The sequence below is a fragment of the Psychrobacillus sp. FSL H8-0484 genome, assembly GCF_038005325.1.
Taxonomy (GTDB): domain Bacteria; phylum Bacillota; class Bacilli; order Bacillales_A; family Planococcaceae; genus Psychrobacillus.
Genome location: NZ_JBBOSZ010000001.1, coordinates 586,725 through 604,564, shown reverse-complemented (window position 1 = coordinate 604,564; position 17,840 = coordinate 586,725). Strand labels below are relative to the sequence as shown.

Sequence of the window (17,840 nt, the reverse complement as noted above, 5' to 3'; positions counted from 1 at the left end):
ATGTCCATCTCGTCCTTGAAAAATATATAAACAGATTAATGCATTATATGCATCTATATCAGTAACGGCAATTGTTAGGACACTTCATCTTTATCGCTTATTTTTCATCTTTGTCTACAAAAATATCTTTCCGTTTCTCCCAATTAAATAGCTCTTCTCTTGGAATCGGTGTCTCCTCGTTTACAACAATCGGTTTTACATTTAGAATATCTACCGATTTATACAGATTGAGTTTATTTTTCCTTCCATGGACCGCATAATGATACATGGCAAATGCAAGTTGTTTTCCTTCTATCGAGCGCATTCTTTTGAATGGACCTACTAAAATAGGATTTATTAACTGAAAAACGCCTTCTGATAGTCGTTCTGCAAATCGAAATTCCCCTCGATTTCCTGATAATAAGGAGGGACGGTATATAGATAAATAAGGTAGCTTTAATGCGATAAGCTCCTGCTCCATTCTTCCTTTTACACGGCTATAGAAAAAAGGTGATTTTTCATTCGAACCGACTGCTGAAATGACATGAAAATTGGGAATCCCACGTTTTTTAGCTAAGGAAGCTATTTGTAGAGGATATTCTAAATCAACTTTTTCAAAGTTTTCTTTCGTTTTTGCTTTTTTCATGGTCGTTCCTAAACAGCAGAATAAATCATCCGCAATTTCTAAATCGTTCTCTTCTAACTTATCGAAATCTCTTATTTTCACATCTAGTTTTTTATGTGTATATATAATATCTCTTCTCGCAATAACCGATATAGCTGCGTACTCTTCACTTTCACATAATTGTTTCACTAAATACTGCCCTGTAAATCCTGTTGCACCAACTACTATCGCAGTTCGCCTTACCATATCCATGCCTCCCTAATCGTAGAAAAAAATTGTAATTGTAGCGAAAGTCTCGAACTTAAACGGCATTCCTCTTAGTCTCCTCCTGCCACTTTTGTTAAAGAATAAGAAAATACGACTCTTCTATATAGTTACCGTCTAGTATCTATGCGCCGTCAGCTCAAGGTCAAATGCCAATTTTCCTATTGTCATATACACCTGTCCGTTTCCATACAATAAAAAGATATCTTTGGAAAGGAAGATGATGAAATTGAAAATAGCCTATCTATTAAACACATTTCCACATCGTGGACTATATCCTGCTGACCGAGCAAAAACGCTTCTCCCAGCGTTGAAAATGGAAGAGTACAAAATTTTTGTGCCTAGCTCAAATACAAGCCTCATTCAATATTTAGAAAAAGAACAAATCAAACCAACTTTATTTAGAAATAATGCACATTTATTAGAAGAAATAAAATTATTTAACCCGAATTGTATTATTCATGATAGCGGTAACTCGGAAAAAGATTTAATTCGTCGCTTAAAAACAATCAATTGTCCGCTGATCCATTTCGACGATCATGGAGATGGCGGAATGTTAGCCGATCTTGTTTTCCAAACATTATATGAAAATCCGAAAGACCTTTCAAAAGAGCATTATATATACGATACTATTGGATATATTCCAGCTCATAAAATTGCATTTACAAAAAATCACACGTCACATGATACACCACATATTGTCGTATTCTACCCACATGAGGACCCAGAAAATTTAACTTACCGAACTTTGAGACATCTCGTACAATTGCATATACCTTTGCGTATTAGTGTTTTAATAGATGAAAACTATAAACATGATATAAACGAGCTTAAAAGATTTGCACTTACTCGCAAATCCATTCAAATTATTTCAACGAGTGAACCTGAATCTATTATCCCTACTAGTGATATCGTCATTACTTCTGGAACTTATATGCCCTTCCTAGTTGTACAACTTCAAATCCCTTGCATTATTCTTTGTGCACACGAAGAAGAAGTCAACTACGCATTTGCAACAGAGATGAATGGCTTTGCCAATCTAGGGTTAGGGAGAAAAATTAAACAATCATACTTACAAAATGCCGTAATGGAGATTATTTTACATGAAAATCGAAGAAATGCTTATAAGCATAAACAAAAACACTTTGACTTTAGTTCTAATCTTTCTACAGTAGTAGAACTTATCGAACAAACGATAGCGAATAAAAAAGAGGAAGAAGAAATCGCACACTAGGAAAGATTTTATGCTACAATGAATGCAAAAAGCTGAAGGTGAACATTCATGACAAAACAACAGCTACAAGCGGAAATTGCTGAGTTAAAAATGGACTATATTCGATTACAAGATGACATGGAAAAACTTGAATCCAACGGCCATCCCACTCAAGTAGAAAATGCTGAACGTAGACTAGCCAAAATGGAAGAAGCCCTTGCAGAACTAAACAAACAGCTCGCGGAATTAATATAAGCCGTAGAGCTTTCTTTTTGGAGGAAATAATAGATGAGCTTATTAAACGTAGAAAATTTGGGACACACATTCGGAGATCGTACGCTTTTTAAAGAGGTTTCTTTCCGCTTAGTTGAGGGGGAGCATGTTGGACTTGTGGGAGCAAATGGTGTTGGTAAATCGACATTGATGAACATTCTAACTGGTGAGATTATTTATGATGAAGGCCGTGTAGAATGGCTACCTGGAACACATTATGGATATTTAGATCAGCATACTCGCCTGCAGCAAGGACGCTCGATGTTTGATACGCTTCGAGATGCATTTTTACCTCTTTATAAAAAAGAGGAAGAATTAAACGATATTATTGCAAAAATGGCAGATGCAACTCCGGAAGAATTAGAAGTATTACTGGAGCAAATGGCTGATATCCAAGATACATTAGATGCTGGTGACTTTTATTCGCTTGATATGAAAGTGGAAGAGGTTGCGCGTGGTCTTGGGCTAGATGCAATCGGTTTAGATCGTCCTGTAGAGGCTCTTTCAGGAGGACAACGTACAAAAGTTCTTCTAGCAAAACTATTATTAGAAAAGCCAAAAGTTCTTTTACTAGATGAGCCTACTAACTATTTAGACGAAGAGCATGTAAACTGGCTATCTAACTATCTGAAAAACTATCCACATGCATTTTTATTAATCTCGCATGATACGGAATTTATGAATGGAATTGTAGATGTTATCTTCCACCTAGAATTCTCTAAATTAACTCGCTATACAGCATCATATGATAAGTTTTTAGAGCTTGCCGAGTTAAATAAAAGACAGCATATCGATGCATATGAAAAGCAACAAGACTTTATTAAAAAGCAAGAAGACTTTATTGCCAAAAATAAAGCACGATATTCTACGACTGGACGAGCAAAATCTCGTCAGAAACAATTAGACCGAATCGAACGCATTGATCGCCCTGAAACAGCAGCGAAACCTGAATTTAACTTTAAAGAATCTCGTAGTTCGGGTCGTTATGTTGTAGAAGCAGACCATTTAGAAATCGGTTATGATAAAGCATTGCTTCCACCATTAACATTTACTATCGAACGCGGTGAAAAAATTGCACTTGTTGGGATGAATGGTATTGGTAAATCAACATTACTTAAAACGATGCTTGGTAAAATTCCTGCCCTAGGCGGAAAAGTAATACGTGGGGATTTCTTATACCCTTCTTACTTTGAACAAGAAGTAAAAGCAGGAAATATCACACCAATCGAATCGATTTGGGAAACATACCCAAGCATGGAGCAAAATCAGGTTCGTGGTGCATTAGCTCGTACTGGTTTGAAAAGTGAGCATATCTCCCGTCCACTTTCTAGTTTAAGTGGTGGTGAGCAAGCTAAAGTACGCCTATGTAAATTAATGATGGAAGAAAGTAACTGGTTAATCTTTGATGAACCGACTAACCACTTAGATATTCATGCAAAAGAAGAGTTAAAACGTGCGATGAAAGAATTCAAAGGCACGATCGTGCTTGTAAGTCATGAGCCTGAATTCTATGAAGGCTTAGTAACAAAAGTATGGAATGTAGAAGAATGGTTCTCTACTGGAAAAGAAGTAATTGAATAAAACGTGTGTCAGCCCCCTGCTCTGTTGCTCGGGGCTTTTTTTTAATAAATTCCTTAACGAGACCAATCGTCTTCGAACCGAGACCAATTTTCTGTAAACTGCAACCTATTTGCCCTTAACCGAAACCGTTTCTCAAAGTAAAGAGTTGCCTATTTGAGGGAATGCTTTACTCACTGTAATTATTTTCTTCTATTAGTTACGAAATGGCTTAATGAGACCAATTCAGCTGTAACCGAGACCAATCGACTTCGAACCGAGACCAATTTCCTGTAAACTGAAACCTATTTGCCCTAAACAGAGACCATTTCTCAAAGTAAAGAGTTGCCTATTTGAGAGAATGCTTTACTCACTGTAATTATTTTCTTCTAATAGTTCGGAAATGGCTTAACACCCCAAAACAAAAAAGAGCCATCCAACAATTATTTGTTGGTTAACTCTTTCTTTTTACACTAATATTAAGGAATCCATTGCTAGCTCATCATTCATAATTAATTCCTTTAAGCGTTGTTTTGCTCTGAATAATCTTGATTTCACTGTCCCAATGGAAACTTTCATCACTTCTGCAATTTCCACTAATGAATATTGGTGAACATAGAAATACATCACTGTCTTTTGATAAATGCCATCTAATTCCGCAACTTTCGAGCGAATAATTTCACCTACATCTTCTTTCTCTAGTTGCTCTTCTACTGATAACACATCTGAAGCAATTAAATCCAATAAAGAAACATCCAATTGCTCCGGTTGATGCGCCACATACTTACTACGTCTTACTTGTTTACGGTATCGATCACGAAATGTATTCATACAAATTGTTGTTAACCATGCTTTTACATGTTCAACCTCTTTCATATAGGATTCATATCGTACCACTTTCATCCATACCTCTTGCATTAAGTCTTCTGCTTCTACTTGATTTTTAGTTAGTTTTAAACATAAGTAATATATATATCGATTATACTCTTCATAAATATCTTCAATTTTAACTTGCATGTTTTATTCCTCCGGTCGGCTAAACTTTATATTTCTATAATGCCAAACCTAAACCTTACCCTCTATCGTATTCTCTTTCAGAAAAATTACAAACGTGTAAGAAAGAAAAAACGCAAGAGGAAGTATTACTCCTCTTGCGCTTCGTTATTAATACGTTCTTCGTTTTTCGTAATCGTCAATTTCACAATTCGACTACGATCCATTTCATTTACTTCGATCAATAAGTTCTCGTAAGTGAACTGCTCATTTTCTTCTGGAACATGCCCTAACCGTTCTAAGACAAATCCACCGATTGTTTCATTTTCATTAATAATAGATATATTAAACAGTTGGTTGACTTCTTCAATTTCTAAACGCCCTGCGCAAATTAAGCGACTTTCCGTCATTTCATGCACTAATATTTCTTCATTGTCATCTGTTTCATCTTCAATTTCTTGCCCAATCATTTCCTCGATTAAATCTTCATGCGTCACAATCCCAAGTGTTCCACCGTATTCATCTAACACAATGGCCATATGTTTTTTGTGCGTAAGCATTAGTTTAAAGACTTTCTCCACACTTAGTGTTTGTACTACAAACAGTGGATCTTTATCAATAATTGTTTCTAATTTAAACGATGGAGTCATGGACCATTCGATTAATTTCTTCGAATAAAACATCCCGACAATCGTATCCAGACTATCGTCATAAACCGGATACCTTGTGTAAAAATGCTCGAGAATGGTATCCCGCACTTCTTCGTACGTAGCATCTACTGGAATACCAACAACTTCTGTACGATGTGTTGATAAAACGTCCGATACATCTTTGTTTGGGAAGTCGAGAATACCTTTAATACGCTCTGATTCCTCATCTTCAAATGTACCATCCGTGGAAGCAAGATCTACCATAGAAAGAAGCTCTTCTTTCGTAATCATTGTTTCTTTAACAGCACCCTTCGAGCCAACTCGAATAAGCATATTCGTTAATCCAGCTATGAAAAATGTTAATGGACGCATAATTCCAATAAGCAAACGAACAAATGGTGCTACTAAATAGACAATTCTTTCTGAAAATGTTGCGGAAATTGTTTTCGGCAAAACTTCGCAAAATAAAATATTAAAAGCTGCTAATATGACAACGGACAAGCCAACATGCCATTTGTAATGTTCTGCAATTAATATTACTAGTAAAGTCATTGTAATATTTGCAATCGTATTCCCTACCAATATGGTTATAATCATTCGGTCCGGCTTCACTAGCTGAGCAAGTAATTTTTCAGCAGCTTTGTCCCCTTGCTCCGCTCTGAGCTGAACCTTCGTCCTATTTACTGTCATTAATGCAGTTTCACTACCCGATAAGAAAAACGAAGCGAGTACAGAAACGGCTAAAAGTACAAATTCTATGTACAATTTTGTATCCTCCTAAAATAAATTCGTGCAATATCTCTTCTTATAACTATAGCATACTGTGATTTTAGTTGTCATAAAACTTATGCTATACTATTTCTAAACACGAAATTATTAGAAAAGAGGGGTCCTAGTGAGTCAATTACCTACATTAGACAAATACTTCACAGAAAAAAGAGAAGAACATCTAGAAGAATTAAAACAGTTTCTTCGCATCCCAAGTATTTCATCTTTATCTGAACATAAAGATGATATGCAAAAAGGCGCACAATGGTTAGCTGAATCCTTAACAAGAGCTGGTTTAGAAAACGTAATGGTGGATAAAACTAGCGGCCACCCTGTTGTGTATGCCGACTGGCTTCATGCAGAGGGCAAACCAACCATGCTTATTTACGGACATTATGACGTTCAACCAGTGGATCCGTTAAACCTTTGGGAAACAGAACCTTTTGAACCACAAGTTCGCGATAATAAATTATATGCTCGTGGTGCTAGTGATGACAAAGGGCAAGTATTTATGCATGTGAAAGCTATAGAAGCTCTTCTTCAAACAGGCGGGTCCCTACCTGTTAATGTGAAGCTTTTAATCGAAGGCGAAGAAGAAGTAGGCAGTCCTAATTTAGAAGAATATATTGAAAATAATAAAGAAAAACTTGCAGCAGATGTTATCATCATTTCGGATACAGGTATGCAAGGTCCTGGCCAACCAGCAGTTTGCTACGGCTTACGTGGCCTTTGCGGCGTACAAATTGATGTAAAAGGTGCAAAAGGTGACCTTCACTCTGGTCTTTATGGTGGAGGGGTTCAAAACTCGATCCATGCACTCGTTTCCATTTTAGATTCTTTCCGTGATTCAGAGGGTACGATTGAAGTAGAAGGATTCTATGACAATGTCCGCCCTTTATTAGAAGAAGAGAAGCAAGCATACGCTGCACTTGGTTTTGATGAGGAAGAGTTGAAAAAAGAAGTCGGCGTGGACGAACTATTCGGTGAAAAAGGCTACACTCATTTAGAACGCACTTGGGTCCGCCCAACTTTAGAAATTAATGGTGTATTCGGAGGATTCTCTGGAGAAGGTATTAAGACTGTTTTACCAAGTGAAGCCGGAGCAAAAATCACTTGCCGTTTAGTACCAGACCAAGACCCAGATGAAATTGTCGCTAAACTAAGAGCACATATCGAAAAGAATAAACCAGTTGGTGTAACGGTAACTTTAACTGAATTCGATAAAGGAAAACCGTTCATTACACCATTTGACCACCCTGCTATTCAAGCAGCTGGTCGTAGTTATGAAAAAGTATATAATGTACCAACGGCATATACGCGCGGTGGCGGATCTATTCCAATCGTTGCAGCATTTGATGAGATCCTTGGATTGCCAGTCGTGTTAATGGGCTTCGGATTATCTTCAGAAAACTTCCATGCACCTAACGAGCATTTCCACTTAGAAAACTTTGATCAAGGACTGCGAGTAATCGGCGATTACTACTATGAACTTGCCGAACTTTCTAAGCAAGACTTAAAAAAATAATGTAACTAAAACACATGGGTATTCATACAATCCATGTGTTTTTTTATGTATTACTACTAGGGCTATCTACCATCGAGTTATCTCTTTACTATGAGAATTGGTCTCGGTCGTAAGGAAATTGGTCTCGCTTCAGTAGTTTTTGATCTCGGTTAGGAGTTAGTTGGTTGCGATTCTCTATGAATTAGTCTCGTTAAGCCATTTTATAACTAATAAAAGAAAATAATCCCAATAGAATTTATCATAAAAAGTGGCTATCTCTCCAAGAGATAGCCACTTACTTATTCTTATTCTCCAAATATAGTCACTAGTTGCTCGACACTTTTACGAGGTTTTGGTTTTGGCATTTCATCAAAATAACCAACTTGAAGCATACTAATAATACGTTCTCCTTGTTGTACACCAAGAGCTTCACGGAATTTAGGATTATCTAAAAATCCAGGTGTTTTCCAGCAAGATCCAATCCCACGATCCCATGCAAGTAACTGGATGTTTTGGATAAGCATACTAGCTGCTGCGAAGTCCTCTAAGCGTTCTTTTTGACGCGGATCCTCAGGCACAATGACAAATAAGTACCCACCAGGATTCGTAAATTTCTTCATTTGCTTCTCTAGGTCATCTTCAGATAATTCTTTCCATTTAGGTACTGCGAATTCTCTCAATAGCTCATGCAATTCTGAAATTTCTTTTCCACAAGCGACAACAAAACGCCAAGGTTCTCTTAATTGATGATTGGCAGCCCAGAAAGAATCTTCCATAATGGATAGTAATAATTCTCTTTCCACTGGTTGGCCATTAAATGCTTTAATCGATCTTCTTTGAATAATTGCGTCGCGAACAGTTAATGATTGCTCTATCATGTTATGTTAACTCCCTTTTTTCTTCATTCATAATTACTAACATCATACCAATTTATTCAGTACATTAAAAGAGTGACAACCTTCACAATAAGTAACCTGGTTTTTTCCATTACCCTTGGATGCATAGAACGCTTGATACAAGTAGTTTTTAATAAACTTATGATTTTATGTAGTAGCATAAGAAAAATATTTGTTGAAAAATTAACTAATGCTGCATGCCGTTTTCGATTACATGCTAAAATTAATACATATATTATGTAGAGAATAATTAATACTATTACTAGGTATCTAGGTTATTTTACCAGCAAAACATTCTTGTGCCAATATTAGCTTCTCCATTTATCACAACTGCCCTTCACTGGATGCACTTTACAAGAAGCAAATAGTAAATATATTGTTCAAGTTATGTTAACTCGCTTATTATTCATACACATTTTGGAGGTGATAGAATGCTTCTATACTGGTTTTTTAGTTACTTTATTGGCACTTTCCTAACTGCTTGGTGGATTGGTAAATGGAAAAAAACAGACTTACGTAAAATGCGCAGTGGAAATTTAGGTGCTAGAAATGCAGGTGCTGTCCTTGGAAAATCTGCGTTTTTATTAACCTTTTTAGGTGATGCACTAAAAGGAGTTTTCGTTCTATTCATTGGCTTTTATTATAGTTTTCCCGCTGTAATTATTGCAACTGGTGGATTTTGGGTTATTGTAGGCCACTTGTATCCTTTTTGGTTAAAATGGAAGGGTGGAAAAGGAATCGCTACTTTTGTTGGGGTCGCACTTCTCTTTAATCCATCGTTATTTGGGATTATGGCGGCTATTTTCATCTTTTTCATTGCTATATTAAGAAGTGCAACCTTAAGTATGATTATGGCGTTTAGTGCATACGCTATTTTATGTTGGGTAATTCCTACTTTTTGGAGCGCATGGCCTCTTTCACTTGCTGTTATCATTATTCTCATTCGCCATCGATTTGATATTGTTGAATCTTGGGATGAACGTTGGTGGAAAAAATAACAATAACTATTATCCATTCCATAACATTTGAGGAATAAAATGAAACACTAATATGCTATAATTATTATAAATTAAATAATAAATTAGATAGGATGTTCAGAATGATTATGAAAAAAATTGCTTGGGTAGTAGATAGTAGTGCATATATAAATACCCTTTTAAAAAATCATCCGGATGTTTATGTCATTCCCCTTAATATTCATTTTGGTCATGAGCAGTTTGTTGATGGCGTTGACCTAACTCCTGAACAGCTTTATGATCGTATTCGTAATGGTTCTGATTCAGTCAAAACTTCTCAACCTTCTGCTGGTGAATTTGCAGAGCTTTATACGAAGCTTAGTACGGAATACGAGTCTATTATCGCTGTCCATGTTTCAAATAGTTTAAGTGGAACGATATCTTCTTCACAAAGCGGTGCTCAGATAGCTCAAGTACAAGTAGAATGTGTCGATTCCCTTTCTTTATCAGCTGGCATAACAGGACTAGTTGTAAAAGGACTCCATTTGCAAGAGAAAGGCTTATCATTTGAAGAAATTGCAACTCAGTTAAGAACAGAAGCAACTAAATTTCGAAATTTCATTCTAATTGGCAATTTAACGCAGCTTTATAAAGGCGGAAGATTAAGTAGTGCACAGTTTTACTTAGGTAGTTTATTGAAAATCAAGCCAATTATTCAAATTAATAATAAAGGCGAACTACAAGAGCTTGATAAAGTAAGGTCTTATAAAAAGGCAATACAGTATTTAATTAATAAAGTTGTTGAATCCGTACAACAAGAAGACACAAAAACAGTATACATTATGCATGCGAATGCTCTAGAACAAGCAGAAAGTTTGAAAGAAGCTATTTTACTTCAAGCACCTAATGTCGAATTAGTTGTTGGAGAAATTAGCACCTCTTTAGCAGTTCATGCAGGGGAAGATACAATTGCAGTCCTTTGGTACTTGCCATAATGAGACACACGCAAGCTACTATGTAGAAAAGTTTATACTTTCTTTTCTGTTGAAAAGGGGCTGTCCCTAAAGTCATACATTGACTGAGAGATGGTCCCTTTTCCAATGTATTGATTCCGTTCCAGACGGACGCTTTCCGCGGGCATGGCTTCAGTCTCCTCGTCACTTTCGCTCCTGCGGGGCCTTCAGCTCACGCTATTCCCGCTGGAGTCGCCGTCTTTCACCACAATCAATTGCCTACAAAAATTAGTAGTTTTAATAAAAAGTATAGAAAAAACAGGTGTAGAAAAAGACTCGTCTTTCTACACCTGCTTCAATTTATGGGCTTATTGGACACCCCCTTTTGTTTTTCACTTATTTCCCATTAAAAATGATCCTTAACATGGATAAATACATACTTCGTATTTGGTGTATGTGCATAGGAGTCCATATAATTCCAAAACCTATCTTTACTATTGTTTGTGTGTGCGTTTACATAGGGCATGCCATCTTGAATGCTTGTTACAATTGTAGAATGATCGTATCTCCCATCTCCTTCAAAATCATAAAAAATAAGATCTCCTAATAGAAGTTTAGTTGGCGAGTCTACCTGCGTTCCTTGTAATCCAATTGTGGAACCTGCAAAGTACCACCGTAATGAATGAGGAGTACTCCAGCTAAGGCTCCACGTATTATTCCCTAACCACCACCCCTTCTCTCTATTAGGTTGACCTCGCATAGGAGCACCACCTGCATACAAACATTGAGAAATATAATTTGTACAATCGACATCAAATACAGGAAACTTCGGATTATAGCTATTCCACCATTTTTGTGCATAGGCTACCGCAGCTTCACGGTTATACGTTGTTGCCAATTTTCCACCTCCTTCTATTTTGTTTATATGTTTTGCGTGAAATTATATGCTAGTATTAATCTAAATAAAATAATTTTACATCGAAGAATTCTACTTTAATGAAAGGAAGATGGCTAATGCGGCAGCATGCAGAGAAAGAAATTACAGTGGCGACTTTGCTATGTGATGAAAAAGGAAATTTGAATCCAAAAGCGATTGGATATGCAAAAAAACCACTCATCCAAAGTAACTTGAAAGGTCACTATATGCGGAAGAAAAAGTGGAATTACTGGTGTGTATTTGGAGATGAAATCCTCTTTTCTGCAACAATTAGTCATTTAGATTTTGCAGCTGTTTGTATTGTATACTTTTTAAATTATGAAACGCAGAGATATGTAGAAAAAACGATTACAATTCCCTTAGGGAATAAAATAAAAATGGCTTCCAACGTATTAGAGAGCATTCAGTTTCATTCAAAAGAAATGTCTATTCAACTTTTATATATTCAAAATGAAACACATATGACCGTGACAATACCTGACTTTGATGGCGACCTATTACATGCGGACTTACATATTTCGCATCCACCAGATGATGAATCGTTGAATGTTGTAATCCCTTGGAACCGCACTCAATTTCAATTTACAGCGAAGCATCATTTATTACCTACTACTGGATTTGTAAAAATAGGAGATGCTCGCTACACTTTCCAAGCAGAGGATAATTTCTCTGTACTCGATTACGGTAGAGGGGTTTGGCCACGTGAAGCTACATGGAATTGGGGATTTGCTTCTCAGCGGGTAGGATCTAGGAGAATTGGATTAAACTTTGGTGGCAAATGGACGGACGGTACAGGTATGACCGAGAATGCCATTATTGTAGACGGCAAACTAACAAAAATTCATGAGGACTTATTGTTTACTTATAATACAAATGATTTTATGCAGCCTTGGAAAATAAAAACAAAATTTTCAAAGGACGTGAACTTAACCTTCACTCCCTTCTTCCATCGTATTGCCAAAACGGATGCAAAACTTGTGACCTCAGAAGTCCATCAAATGATGGGGTATTACAACGGGAAAATTCAGTTAGAAAATGGGCCAACACTTCATATTCAACAGCTACTCGGTTGTATTGAAGAGCATAAAGCTAAATGGTAAATAGCTTTTCTGCGACGAGCTTCGCGCAGGAGCATAAAGCTAAATGGTAAAAAAGCTGAGCGAATTGCTCAGCTTTTCTCATTTACGGCTCTGTTAAATTATATTATTGTTTTTTCGTAGAATTAATCTGCTTGCTTGTCGCAGGTGAACCAACAAGGCTTCGCAGTTTCTTTCTCAAATTATCTGCTAAGAAACAACAGTAAAATATAACATCGCTTATTTTATAAGTTCTTTTATCATTTTTTTGTTTTTTTCTTTAAAGATTTCATTATGGGAAGAAACCATTGCGACTCCACTTGCATCTGGTTGAATAAATTGTTTTGCTTTGTTTACTGCATTTGCAGCATCTTGAAATGTTCCTGCTATCAGATGCAGCTTACCAGGATGAGCCAAAATATCACCCGCCGCATAAATACCTGCCACTGATGACTCACTCAAGCACGTACCGTCCACATAGTAATCATCTTTAGTGGCAATTTGGACCGGACTATTACTCAGAAGCTCTGCGTCTCTTTCATATCCGTGATTAATAATGACTTCATCTATTTTTAAAAAGGACACTTCCCCAGTTTCATGATTTGTTAAGGCAACTCTCTCAATTTTGTCATGGCTCTTAGAAGCAATTAATTTGGAAATAGACGTATTAAAAAAACATGCGGCAGAACTATCTAACAATTGCGTCACTTGTGCTTCATGACCATTTAATGCATCTTTTCGATACGTGACGTACACTTTTTTAGCAATAGGTTCCAGCTCATTTGCCCAGTCAATCGCAGCATTTCCTCCACCTGAAATAATAACCGTTTTATCCTTAAATCGTTGAATAGATTTCACGGTGTAATTTAAGTTACTTAATTCAAAACGCTCTGCACCTTCAATATTAAGCTTCAATGGATTCAGAATTCCCCCACCAATTGCAAGAATAATCGTTTTGGAATAATGCATTTGTCCAGATGCGGTTTTCAAGCAGAAAATTTGCTGATCATCTCTTGTAACAGACTCGACTTTCTCATTTAACACTACCTCTGGATCAAAAGTTAATCCTTGTTGTACTAACTGACCAATTAATCGCTCCCCTGAAATAGGCGGTTGCCCTCCAACATCCCAAATCATTTTCTCTGGATATACATGTATTTTTCCGCCTAAGTGAGGTTGAAACTCAATAATTTTTGTTTTCAATTCCCGTAATCCGCTATAGAAAGCTGCATATAGTCCAGCTGGTCCTCCGCCAATAATCGTTACGTCCATTATTTCATTCATTTTTTAGTCTCCTAAAATATATATATTGACATTAGTCTTTTATTAAAATATAGTTACTTATGCGATAATGATAATCGTTATCACTTATTAATGCAATAATAAAGTTTGGAGGTTCAACATGGTCCGCTTATACACGGAGGATTTATCTATTGGTTATGGCGAACGTTTAATAGTGAAAGAACTATCTGTTCAAATTCCTGATCAACAGATTACAACCATTATTGGCCCGAACGGCTGTGGAAAATCCACTCTTTTAAAAGCTATTACTCGAATAATTTCTCATCAGTCTGGCTCCATCGTATTAGATGGGAAGAGTGTTACAAAACAAAATACGAAACAACTTGCAAAAAAAATGGCAATCTTGCCACAAACACCAGAGAGTGCAGCAGGTCTTACAGTTGGAGAGCTTGTTTCTTATGGAAGATTTCCTTATCAAACTGGTTTTGGACGTCTCACGACAAAAGATTATGAAATGATTGAGTGGGCTCTCGAAGTAACCGGAACACTTGATTTCAAATACTATCCTGTAGATTCACTATCTGGAGGACAACGCCAGCGTGTTTGGATTGCAATGGCTCTTGCCCAAGAAACAGAGATCATTTTTTTAGATGAACCAACTACTTATTTAGATATGGCTCATCAATTAGAAGTGCTCGAACTTCTACAAAAACTCAATCGAGAAGAAAAACGCACGATTGTTATGGTTTTACATGATCTCAATCAAGCAGCCCGCTTTGCTGACTATATTATTGCTCTTAAGGATGGACAAATTGTGAAAGCAGGTAGCTGTGAGGAAGTCATTACACAAAATGTATTACGAGATGTCTTCCAAATAGATGCTGAAATTGGATTGGATCCAAGAACAAATAAACCAATGTGTACTACATATAATTTACTTAAGGGAGAATAAAAATGAAAAAGCTTTTATTACCAATGTTATTTTTATTTGTACTAGTTTTAACTGCATGTAATAACGAATCCACTGAAACGAAAACAAACAATATATCTAACGATGAAAAAGAAGAGTCTACTACTATTACTTATCAGTCAGAAGAAGGCCCAATTGAAGTCCCTGCTAATCCACAACGTGTAGTTGTTCTATCTTCTTTTGCAGGTAACGTTGAAGCCCTTGGTGTTAATTTGGTTGGGGTGGATTCTTGGTCTAAACAAAACCCACGATATGATAGCTTTTTAAAAGATGTGGAAGAAGTATCTGATGAAAACTTAGAGAAAATTATTGAACTTGATCCAGACTTAATAATTGGACTTTCTACAGCACAAAATTTAGATAAGTTAAAAGAAATCGCACCTACTGTAACATTTACTTATGGTAAAGTAGATTATTTAACACAACACCTAGAGATTGGAAAACTACTAAATAAAGAAAAAGAAGCACAAGATTGGATTAATGACTTCAAAAAACGAACAAAATCAGCAGGTGAAGAAATCAAAGCCGCTATAGGTGAGGACGCTACCGTTTCGGTAATTGAAAACTATGACAAACAGCTATATGTATACGGCAATAACTGGGGTCGTGGAACGGAAATACTGTATCAAGAAATGGGTTTAAAAATGCCTAAAAAAGTAGAAGAAACGGCTTTAGCACCAGGATACTATGCATTGTCTTTAGAAGTGCTTCCTGAATTTGCAGGAGACTATGTGATTTTAAGTAAATCAGCAGGTACAGACAACTCATTCCAAGATACAGAAACTTATAAAAATATTCCTGCTGTACAAAATAATCGAGTTTTTGAAGCTAATATGGAGGAATTTTTCTTCAACGATCCACTTACATTAGATTTTCAACTTGAATTCTTCAAAGAACACTTTTTAAACAGTAAATAATGGTCGAGGAGGAATTCGAGTCTTGGATTCCTCCCTTCTTTTATGATAGGAAGGAAACGAACGATGAAATCTTCTATTCGTTTTAGTATAAAGTTCATAATCGGATTATCTTTACTTTTTGCTATGTTTATCGTTGCTATGGTTTTTGGAGCAGCCGAAACCTCCATTCAAGATGTGTGGAATGCTTTATTTTCTAATTTGAAAAGTGATCAGATAAATTTACTTCGTGAAATTCGTTTTCCTAGAGAAGTTGGAGCTATCGTTGTTGGAGCTGCGCTTGCTGTTTCAGGAGCTATTATGCAAGGTATTACTCGGAATCCTCTTGCTGACCCTGGACTACTAGGGCTTACCTCAGGAGCGAATGCTGCACTCGCGGTAACACTAGCATTACTTCCTACTACAAACTATTTAGGAATCACAATTGCCTGCTTTATTGGTGCTGCAGTTGGTGCCATTATGGTATTTAGTATTGGTGCAATAAAAAAAGGAGGATTTTCTCCTTTACGAATTGTGCTTGCTGGTGCGGCAGTTTCTGCGTTTTTATATGCAGTCGCAGATGGAGTTGGGATTTATTTCAAAGTTTCAAAAGACATCTCCATGTGGACTGCAGGAGGTCTAATTGGAACGAATTGGAGCCAACTGAATATTATAATTCCGTTTATTAGTATTGGTATTTTAATATCACTCTTACTTTCAAGACAGTTAACTATTTTAAGTCTAAACGAAGAAGTTGCCGTTGGATTAGGTCAGAAAACTGTTCAAATCAAAACAATTTTGTTTATCGTCGTAATATTACTAGCTGGAGCGTCTGTAGCACTTGTAGGTAATATGGCATTTGTTGGGTTAATGGTACCTCATATCGTTCGGGCGATTGTTGGAACTGATTATCGTTTTATCATTCCTATGTCTGTCATTGTTGGGGCTATTCTTATGCTAATTGCCGACACTCTCGGAAGAACGATTAACATTCCTTATGAAACACCTGTTGCAGCAATAATTGCAATAATGGGGTTACCTTTCTTCCTACTCATTGTTCGTAAAGGAGGAGGCGCATTCCGATGATTCAAAAAGAGCTCATTCACAAACAACGAATGATTGTTGTCATATTATCTTTCCTAGTTCTAGCCACTGCCATTATTAGCGCTGGCATTGGTTACTCTTCTTTATCTTTTGATCGTCTTTTACCTACTCTCCTAGGACATGGTACGTTTAAAGAAGAATTTGTATTGTTTTCCGTTCGTTTACCGCGAATTGTTATTACACTCCTTGCTGGAATGGCACTCGCATTGTCTGGTGCAATTTTACAGGGGATTACGCGCAATGATTTGGCTGATCCAGGTATTATCGGTATAAACTCTGGTGCTGGTGTAGCAATTTCTTTGTTTTTCTTATTTTTCCCTATTCAACCGGGATCTTTTGTATATATGCTTCCTTTTGTGGCATTTATCGGGGCTTTACTTACCGCATTCTTTATTTACATACTTTCATACAGTCGAAAAGTAGGTTTACAGCCAGAACGATTAGTTCTTGTAGGTATAGGATTTTCAATGGCATTGTCTGGATTAATGATTGTAATTATCTCATCAGCTGAACGCCAAAAAGTTGATTTTATCACTAAATGGTTAGCGGGTAATATTTGGGGGGCAGATTGGCCATTTGTTTTAGCCCTATTACCATGGCTAATTGTTCTTATCCCATTCATTTTTTACAAAGCAAATAAGTTAAATTTACTCGGATTAAGTGAACCAGTTGCAGTAGGTGTTGGGGTATCGATTGAGAAGGAAAGAATTGTTCTATTACTTGCTGCAGTTGCACTTGCAGCTTCTGCGGTTTCCGTTACAGGTGGGATTGCATTTATAGGATTGATGGCGCCGCATATTGCGAAATCATTAGTCGGTCCTAGATATCAATTATTTCTACCTGTTGCGATTTTAATCGGTGGTTGGCTTTTACTATTTGCAGATACAATTGGTCGAAATGTAATCGAACCAAATGGCATTCCTGCAGGAGTAATGGTTGCTTTGATAGGAGCACCGTATTTTATGTATTTATTGTTGAAAAAATGAA

Annotated in this window: 17 protein-coding genes; 11 read left to right on the top strand and 6 right to left on the bottom strand. The window is 36.6% G+C overall.

Going from position 1 to position 17,840, the window contains the following annotated elements:
* Positions 1-97 precede the first annotated feature (97 nt).
* Positions 98-850 carry an NAD(P)H-binding protein gene (locus tag MHH81_RS02850; protein WP_340917647.1) on the bottom strand — a complete coding sequence of 251 codons (753 nt, stop codon included), beginning with the start codon at positions 848-850 and terminating at the stop codon, positions 98-100.
* 238 nt (positions 851-1,088) lie between these two features.
* On the opposite strand from MHH81_RS02850, the gene MHH81_RS02845 reads away from it, so the two are divergent.
* From MHH81_RS02845 to MHH81_RS02835, 3 genes are read left to right on the top strand one after another with little or no spacing between them, the layout of a single operon-like run.
* Entirely contained in the window at positions 1,089-2,102 is a 1,014-nt protein-coding gene (locus MHH81_RS02845) for a hypothetical protein (RefSeq protein ID WP_340917645.1), read from the top strand.
* A 48-nt stretch (positions 2,103-2,150) separates the two neighbouring features.
* Positions 2,151-2,336, top strand: a complete 186-nt coding sequence (locus MHH81_RS02840) for an SE1832 family protein (RefSeq protein ID WP_340917643.1) — start codon at positions 2,151-2,153, stop codon at positions 2,334-2,336.
* Between the two features lie 33 nt (positions 2,337-2,369).
* Positions 2,370-3,935 (top strand): ABC-F family ATP-binding cassette domain-containing protein, encoded by a 1,566-nt coding sequence (locus tag MHH81_RS02835; protein WP_340917641.1) that lies wholly within the window; start codon positions 2,370-2,372, stop codon positions 3,933-3,935.
* A gap of 444 nt (positions 3,936-4,379) precedes the next feature.
* On the opposite strand, the gene MHH81_RS02830 is transcribed toward MHH81_RS02835, so the two are convergent.
* Together MHH81_RS02830 and MHH81_RS02825 are read right to left on the bottom strand one after the other, a co-directional pair.
* Positions 4,380-4,928 (bottom strand): RNA polymerase sigma factor, encoded by a 549-nt coding sequence (locus tag MHH81_RS02830; protein WP_340917639.1) that lies wholly within the window; start codon positions 4,926-4,928, stop codon positions 4,380-4,382.
* Positions 4,929-5,053: 125 nt separating this feature from the next.
* Positions 5,054-6,319: a hemolysin family protein gene (locus MHH81_RS02825; protein WP_340917637.1), complete on the bottom strand. Its 1,266-nt coding sequence runs from the start codon at positions 6,317-6,319 to the stop codon at positions 5,054-5,056.
* A 130-nt stretch (positions 6,320-6,449) separates the two neighbouring features.
* On the opposite strand from MHH81_RS02825, the gene MHH81_RS02820 reads away from it, so the two are divergent.
* On the top strand, positions 6,450-7,847 hold the full coding sequence (locus tag MHH81_RS02820) for a dipeptidase (RefSeq protein ID WP_340917636.1): 1,398 nt from the start codon (positions 6,450-6,452) through the stop codon (positions 7,845-7,847).
* Between the two features lie 284 nt (positions 7,848-8,131).
* Here the strand turns inward: MHH81_RS02820 and MHH81_RS02815 are convergent, their stop codons facing one another.
* Positions 8,132-8,704, bottom strand: coding sequence for a nitroreductase family protein (locus MHH81_RS02815; protein WP_340917634.1), 573 nt, complete (start codon positions 8,702-8,704; stop codon positions 8,132-8,134).
* Between the two features lie 449 nt (positions 8,705-9,153).
* On the opposite strand from MHH81_RS02815, the gene MHH81_RS02810 reads away from it, so the two are divergent.
* Together MHH81_RS02810 and MHH81_RS02805 are read left to right on the top strand one after the other, a co-directional pair.
* Positions 9,154-9,720, top strand: coding sequence for a glycerol-3-phosphate acyltransferase (locus tag MHH81_RS02810; protein ID WP_340917632.1), 567 nt, complete (start codon positions 9,154-9,156; stop codon positions 9,718-9,720).
* A 101-nt stretch (positions 9,721-9,821) separates the two neighbouring features.
* Complete coding sequence (locus MHH81_RS02805; RefSeq protein ID WP_340917630.1) at positions 9,822-10,673, top strand: DegV family protein; 852 nt, start codon at positions 9,822-9,824, stop codon at positions 10,671-10,673.
* A gap of 364 nt (positions 10,674-11,037) precedes the next feature.
* On the opposite strand, the gene MHH81_RS02800 is transcribed toward MHH81_RS02805, so the two are convergent.
* On the bottom strand, positions 11,038-11,529 hold the full coding sequence (locus MHH81_RS02800) for an amidase domain-containing protein (RefSeq protein WP_340917628.1): 492 nt from the start codon (positions 11,527-11,529) through the stop codon (positions 11,038-11,040).
* Positions 11,530-11,645: 116 nt separating this feature from the next.
* Here MHH81_RS02800 and MHH81_RS02795 point away from each other — a divergent pair, with 116 nt between their 5' ends.
* Positions 11,646-12,668, top strand: a complete 1,023-nt coding sequence (locus MHH81_RS02795; RefSeq protein ID WP_340917626.1) for a DUF2804 domain-containing protein — start codon at positions 11,646-11,648, stop codon at positions 12,666-12,668.
* 216 nt (positions 12,669-12,884) lie between these two features.
* On the opposite strand, the gene MHH81_RS02790 is transcribed toward MHH81_RS02795, so the two are convergent.
* The gene (locus tag MHH81_RS02790) at positions 12,885-13,928 is read right to left on the bottom strand and encodes an NAD(P)/FAD-dependent oxidoreductase (protein ID WP_340917624.1); all 1,044 of its coding nucleotides are present in this window, start codon (positions 13,926-13,928) and stop codon (positions 12,885-12,887) included.
* A gap of 118 nt (positions 13,929-14,046) precedes the next feature.
* Between MHH81_RS02790 and MHH81_RS02785 the strand changes: the two genes are divergently transcribed.
* From MHH81_RS02785 to MHH81_RS02770, 4 genes are all read left to right on the top strand, one after another.
* Positions 14,047-14,838, top strand: a complete 792-nt coding sequence (locus MHH81_RS02785; RefSeq protein ID WP_340917622.1) for an ABC transporter ATP-binding protein — start codon at positions 14,047-14,049, stop codon at positions 14,836-14,838.
* Between the two features lie 2 nt (positions 14,839-14,840).
* A complete protein-coding gene (locus MHH81_RS02780) occupies positions 14,841-15,773 on the top strand; it encodes an iron-hydroxamate ABC transporter substrate-binding protein (protein ID WP_340917619.1) in 933 nt (310 codons plus the stop codon).
* Between the two features lie 63 nt (positions 15,774-15,836).
* Positions 15,837-16,835, top strand: a complete 999-nt coding sequence (locus MHH81_RS02775; RefSeq protein ID WP_340917616.1) for a FecCD family ABC transporter permease — start codon at positions 15,837-15,839, stop codon at positions 16,833-16,835.
* Entirely contained in the window at positions 16,832-17,839 is a 1,008-nt protein-coding gene (locus MHH81_RS02770) for a FecCD family ABC transporter permease (protein WP_340917614.1), read from the top strand. The genes MHH81_RS02775 and MHH81_RS02770 overlap by 4 nt, the downstream gene beginning before the upstream one ends.
* Position 17,840 lies beyond the last annotated feature (1 nt).

Bases quoted from the DNA above. Each gene is read 5' to 3' on its own strand.
- MHH81_RS02850 (WP_340917647.1), bottom strand. From the start codon at position 850: ATGGTAAGGCGAACTGCGATAGTAGTTGGTGCAACAGGATTTACAGGG.
- MHH81_RS02845 (WP_340917645.1), top strand. From the start codon at position 1,089: ATGATGAAATTGAAAATAGCCTATCTATTAAACACATTTCCACATCGT.
- MHH81_RS02840 (WP_340917643.1), top strand. From the start codon at position 2,151: ATGACAAAACAACAGCTACAAGCGGAAATTGCTGAGTTAAAAATGGAC.
- MHH81_RS02835 (WP_340917641.1), top strand. From the start codon at position 2,370: ATGAGCTTATTAAACGTAGAAAATTTGGGACACACATTCGGAGATCGT.
- MHH81_RS02830 (WP_340917639.1), bottom strand. From the start codon at position 4,928: ATGCAAGTTAAAATTGAAGATATTTATGAAGAGTATAATCGATATATA.
- MHH81_RS02815 (WP_340917634.1), bottom strand. From the start codon at position 8,704: ATGATAGAGCAATCATTAACTGTTCGCGACGCAATTATTCAAAGAAGA.
- MHH81_RS02810 (WP_340917632.1), top strand. From the start codon at position 9,154: ATGCTTCTATACTGGTTTTTTAGTTACTTTATTGGCACTTTCCTAACT.
- MHH81_RS02805 (WP_340917630.1), top strand. From the start codon at position 9,822: ATGATTATGAAAAAAATTGCTTGGGTAGTAGATAGTAGTGCATATATA.
- MHH81_RS02795 (WP_340917626.1), top strand. From the start codon at position 11,646: ATGCGGCAGCATGCAGAGAAAGAAATTACAGTGGCGACTTTGCTATGT.
- MHH81_RS02790 (WP_340917624.1), bottom strand. From the start codon at position 13,928: ATGAATGAAATAATGGACGTAACGATTATTGGCGGAGGACCAGCTGGA.
- MHH81_RS02785 (WP_340917622.1), top strand. From the start codon at position 14,047: ATGGTCCGCTTATACACGGAGGATTTATCTATTGGTTATGGCGAACGT.
- MHH81_RS02780 (WP_340917619.1), top strand. From the start codon at position 14,841: ATGAAAAAGCTTTTATTACCAATGTTATTTTTATTTGTACTAGTTTTA.
- MHH81_RS02775 (WP_340917616.1), top strand. From the start codon at position 15,837: ATGAAATCTTCTATTCGTTTTAGTATAAAGTTCATAATCGGATTATCT.
- MHH81_RS02770 (WP_340917614.1), top strand. From the start codon at position 16,832: ATGATTCAAAAAGAGCTCATTCACAAACAACGAATGATTGTTGTCATA.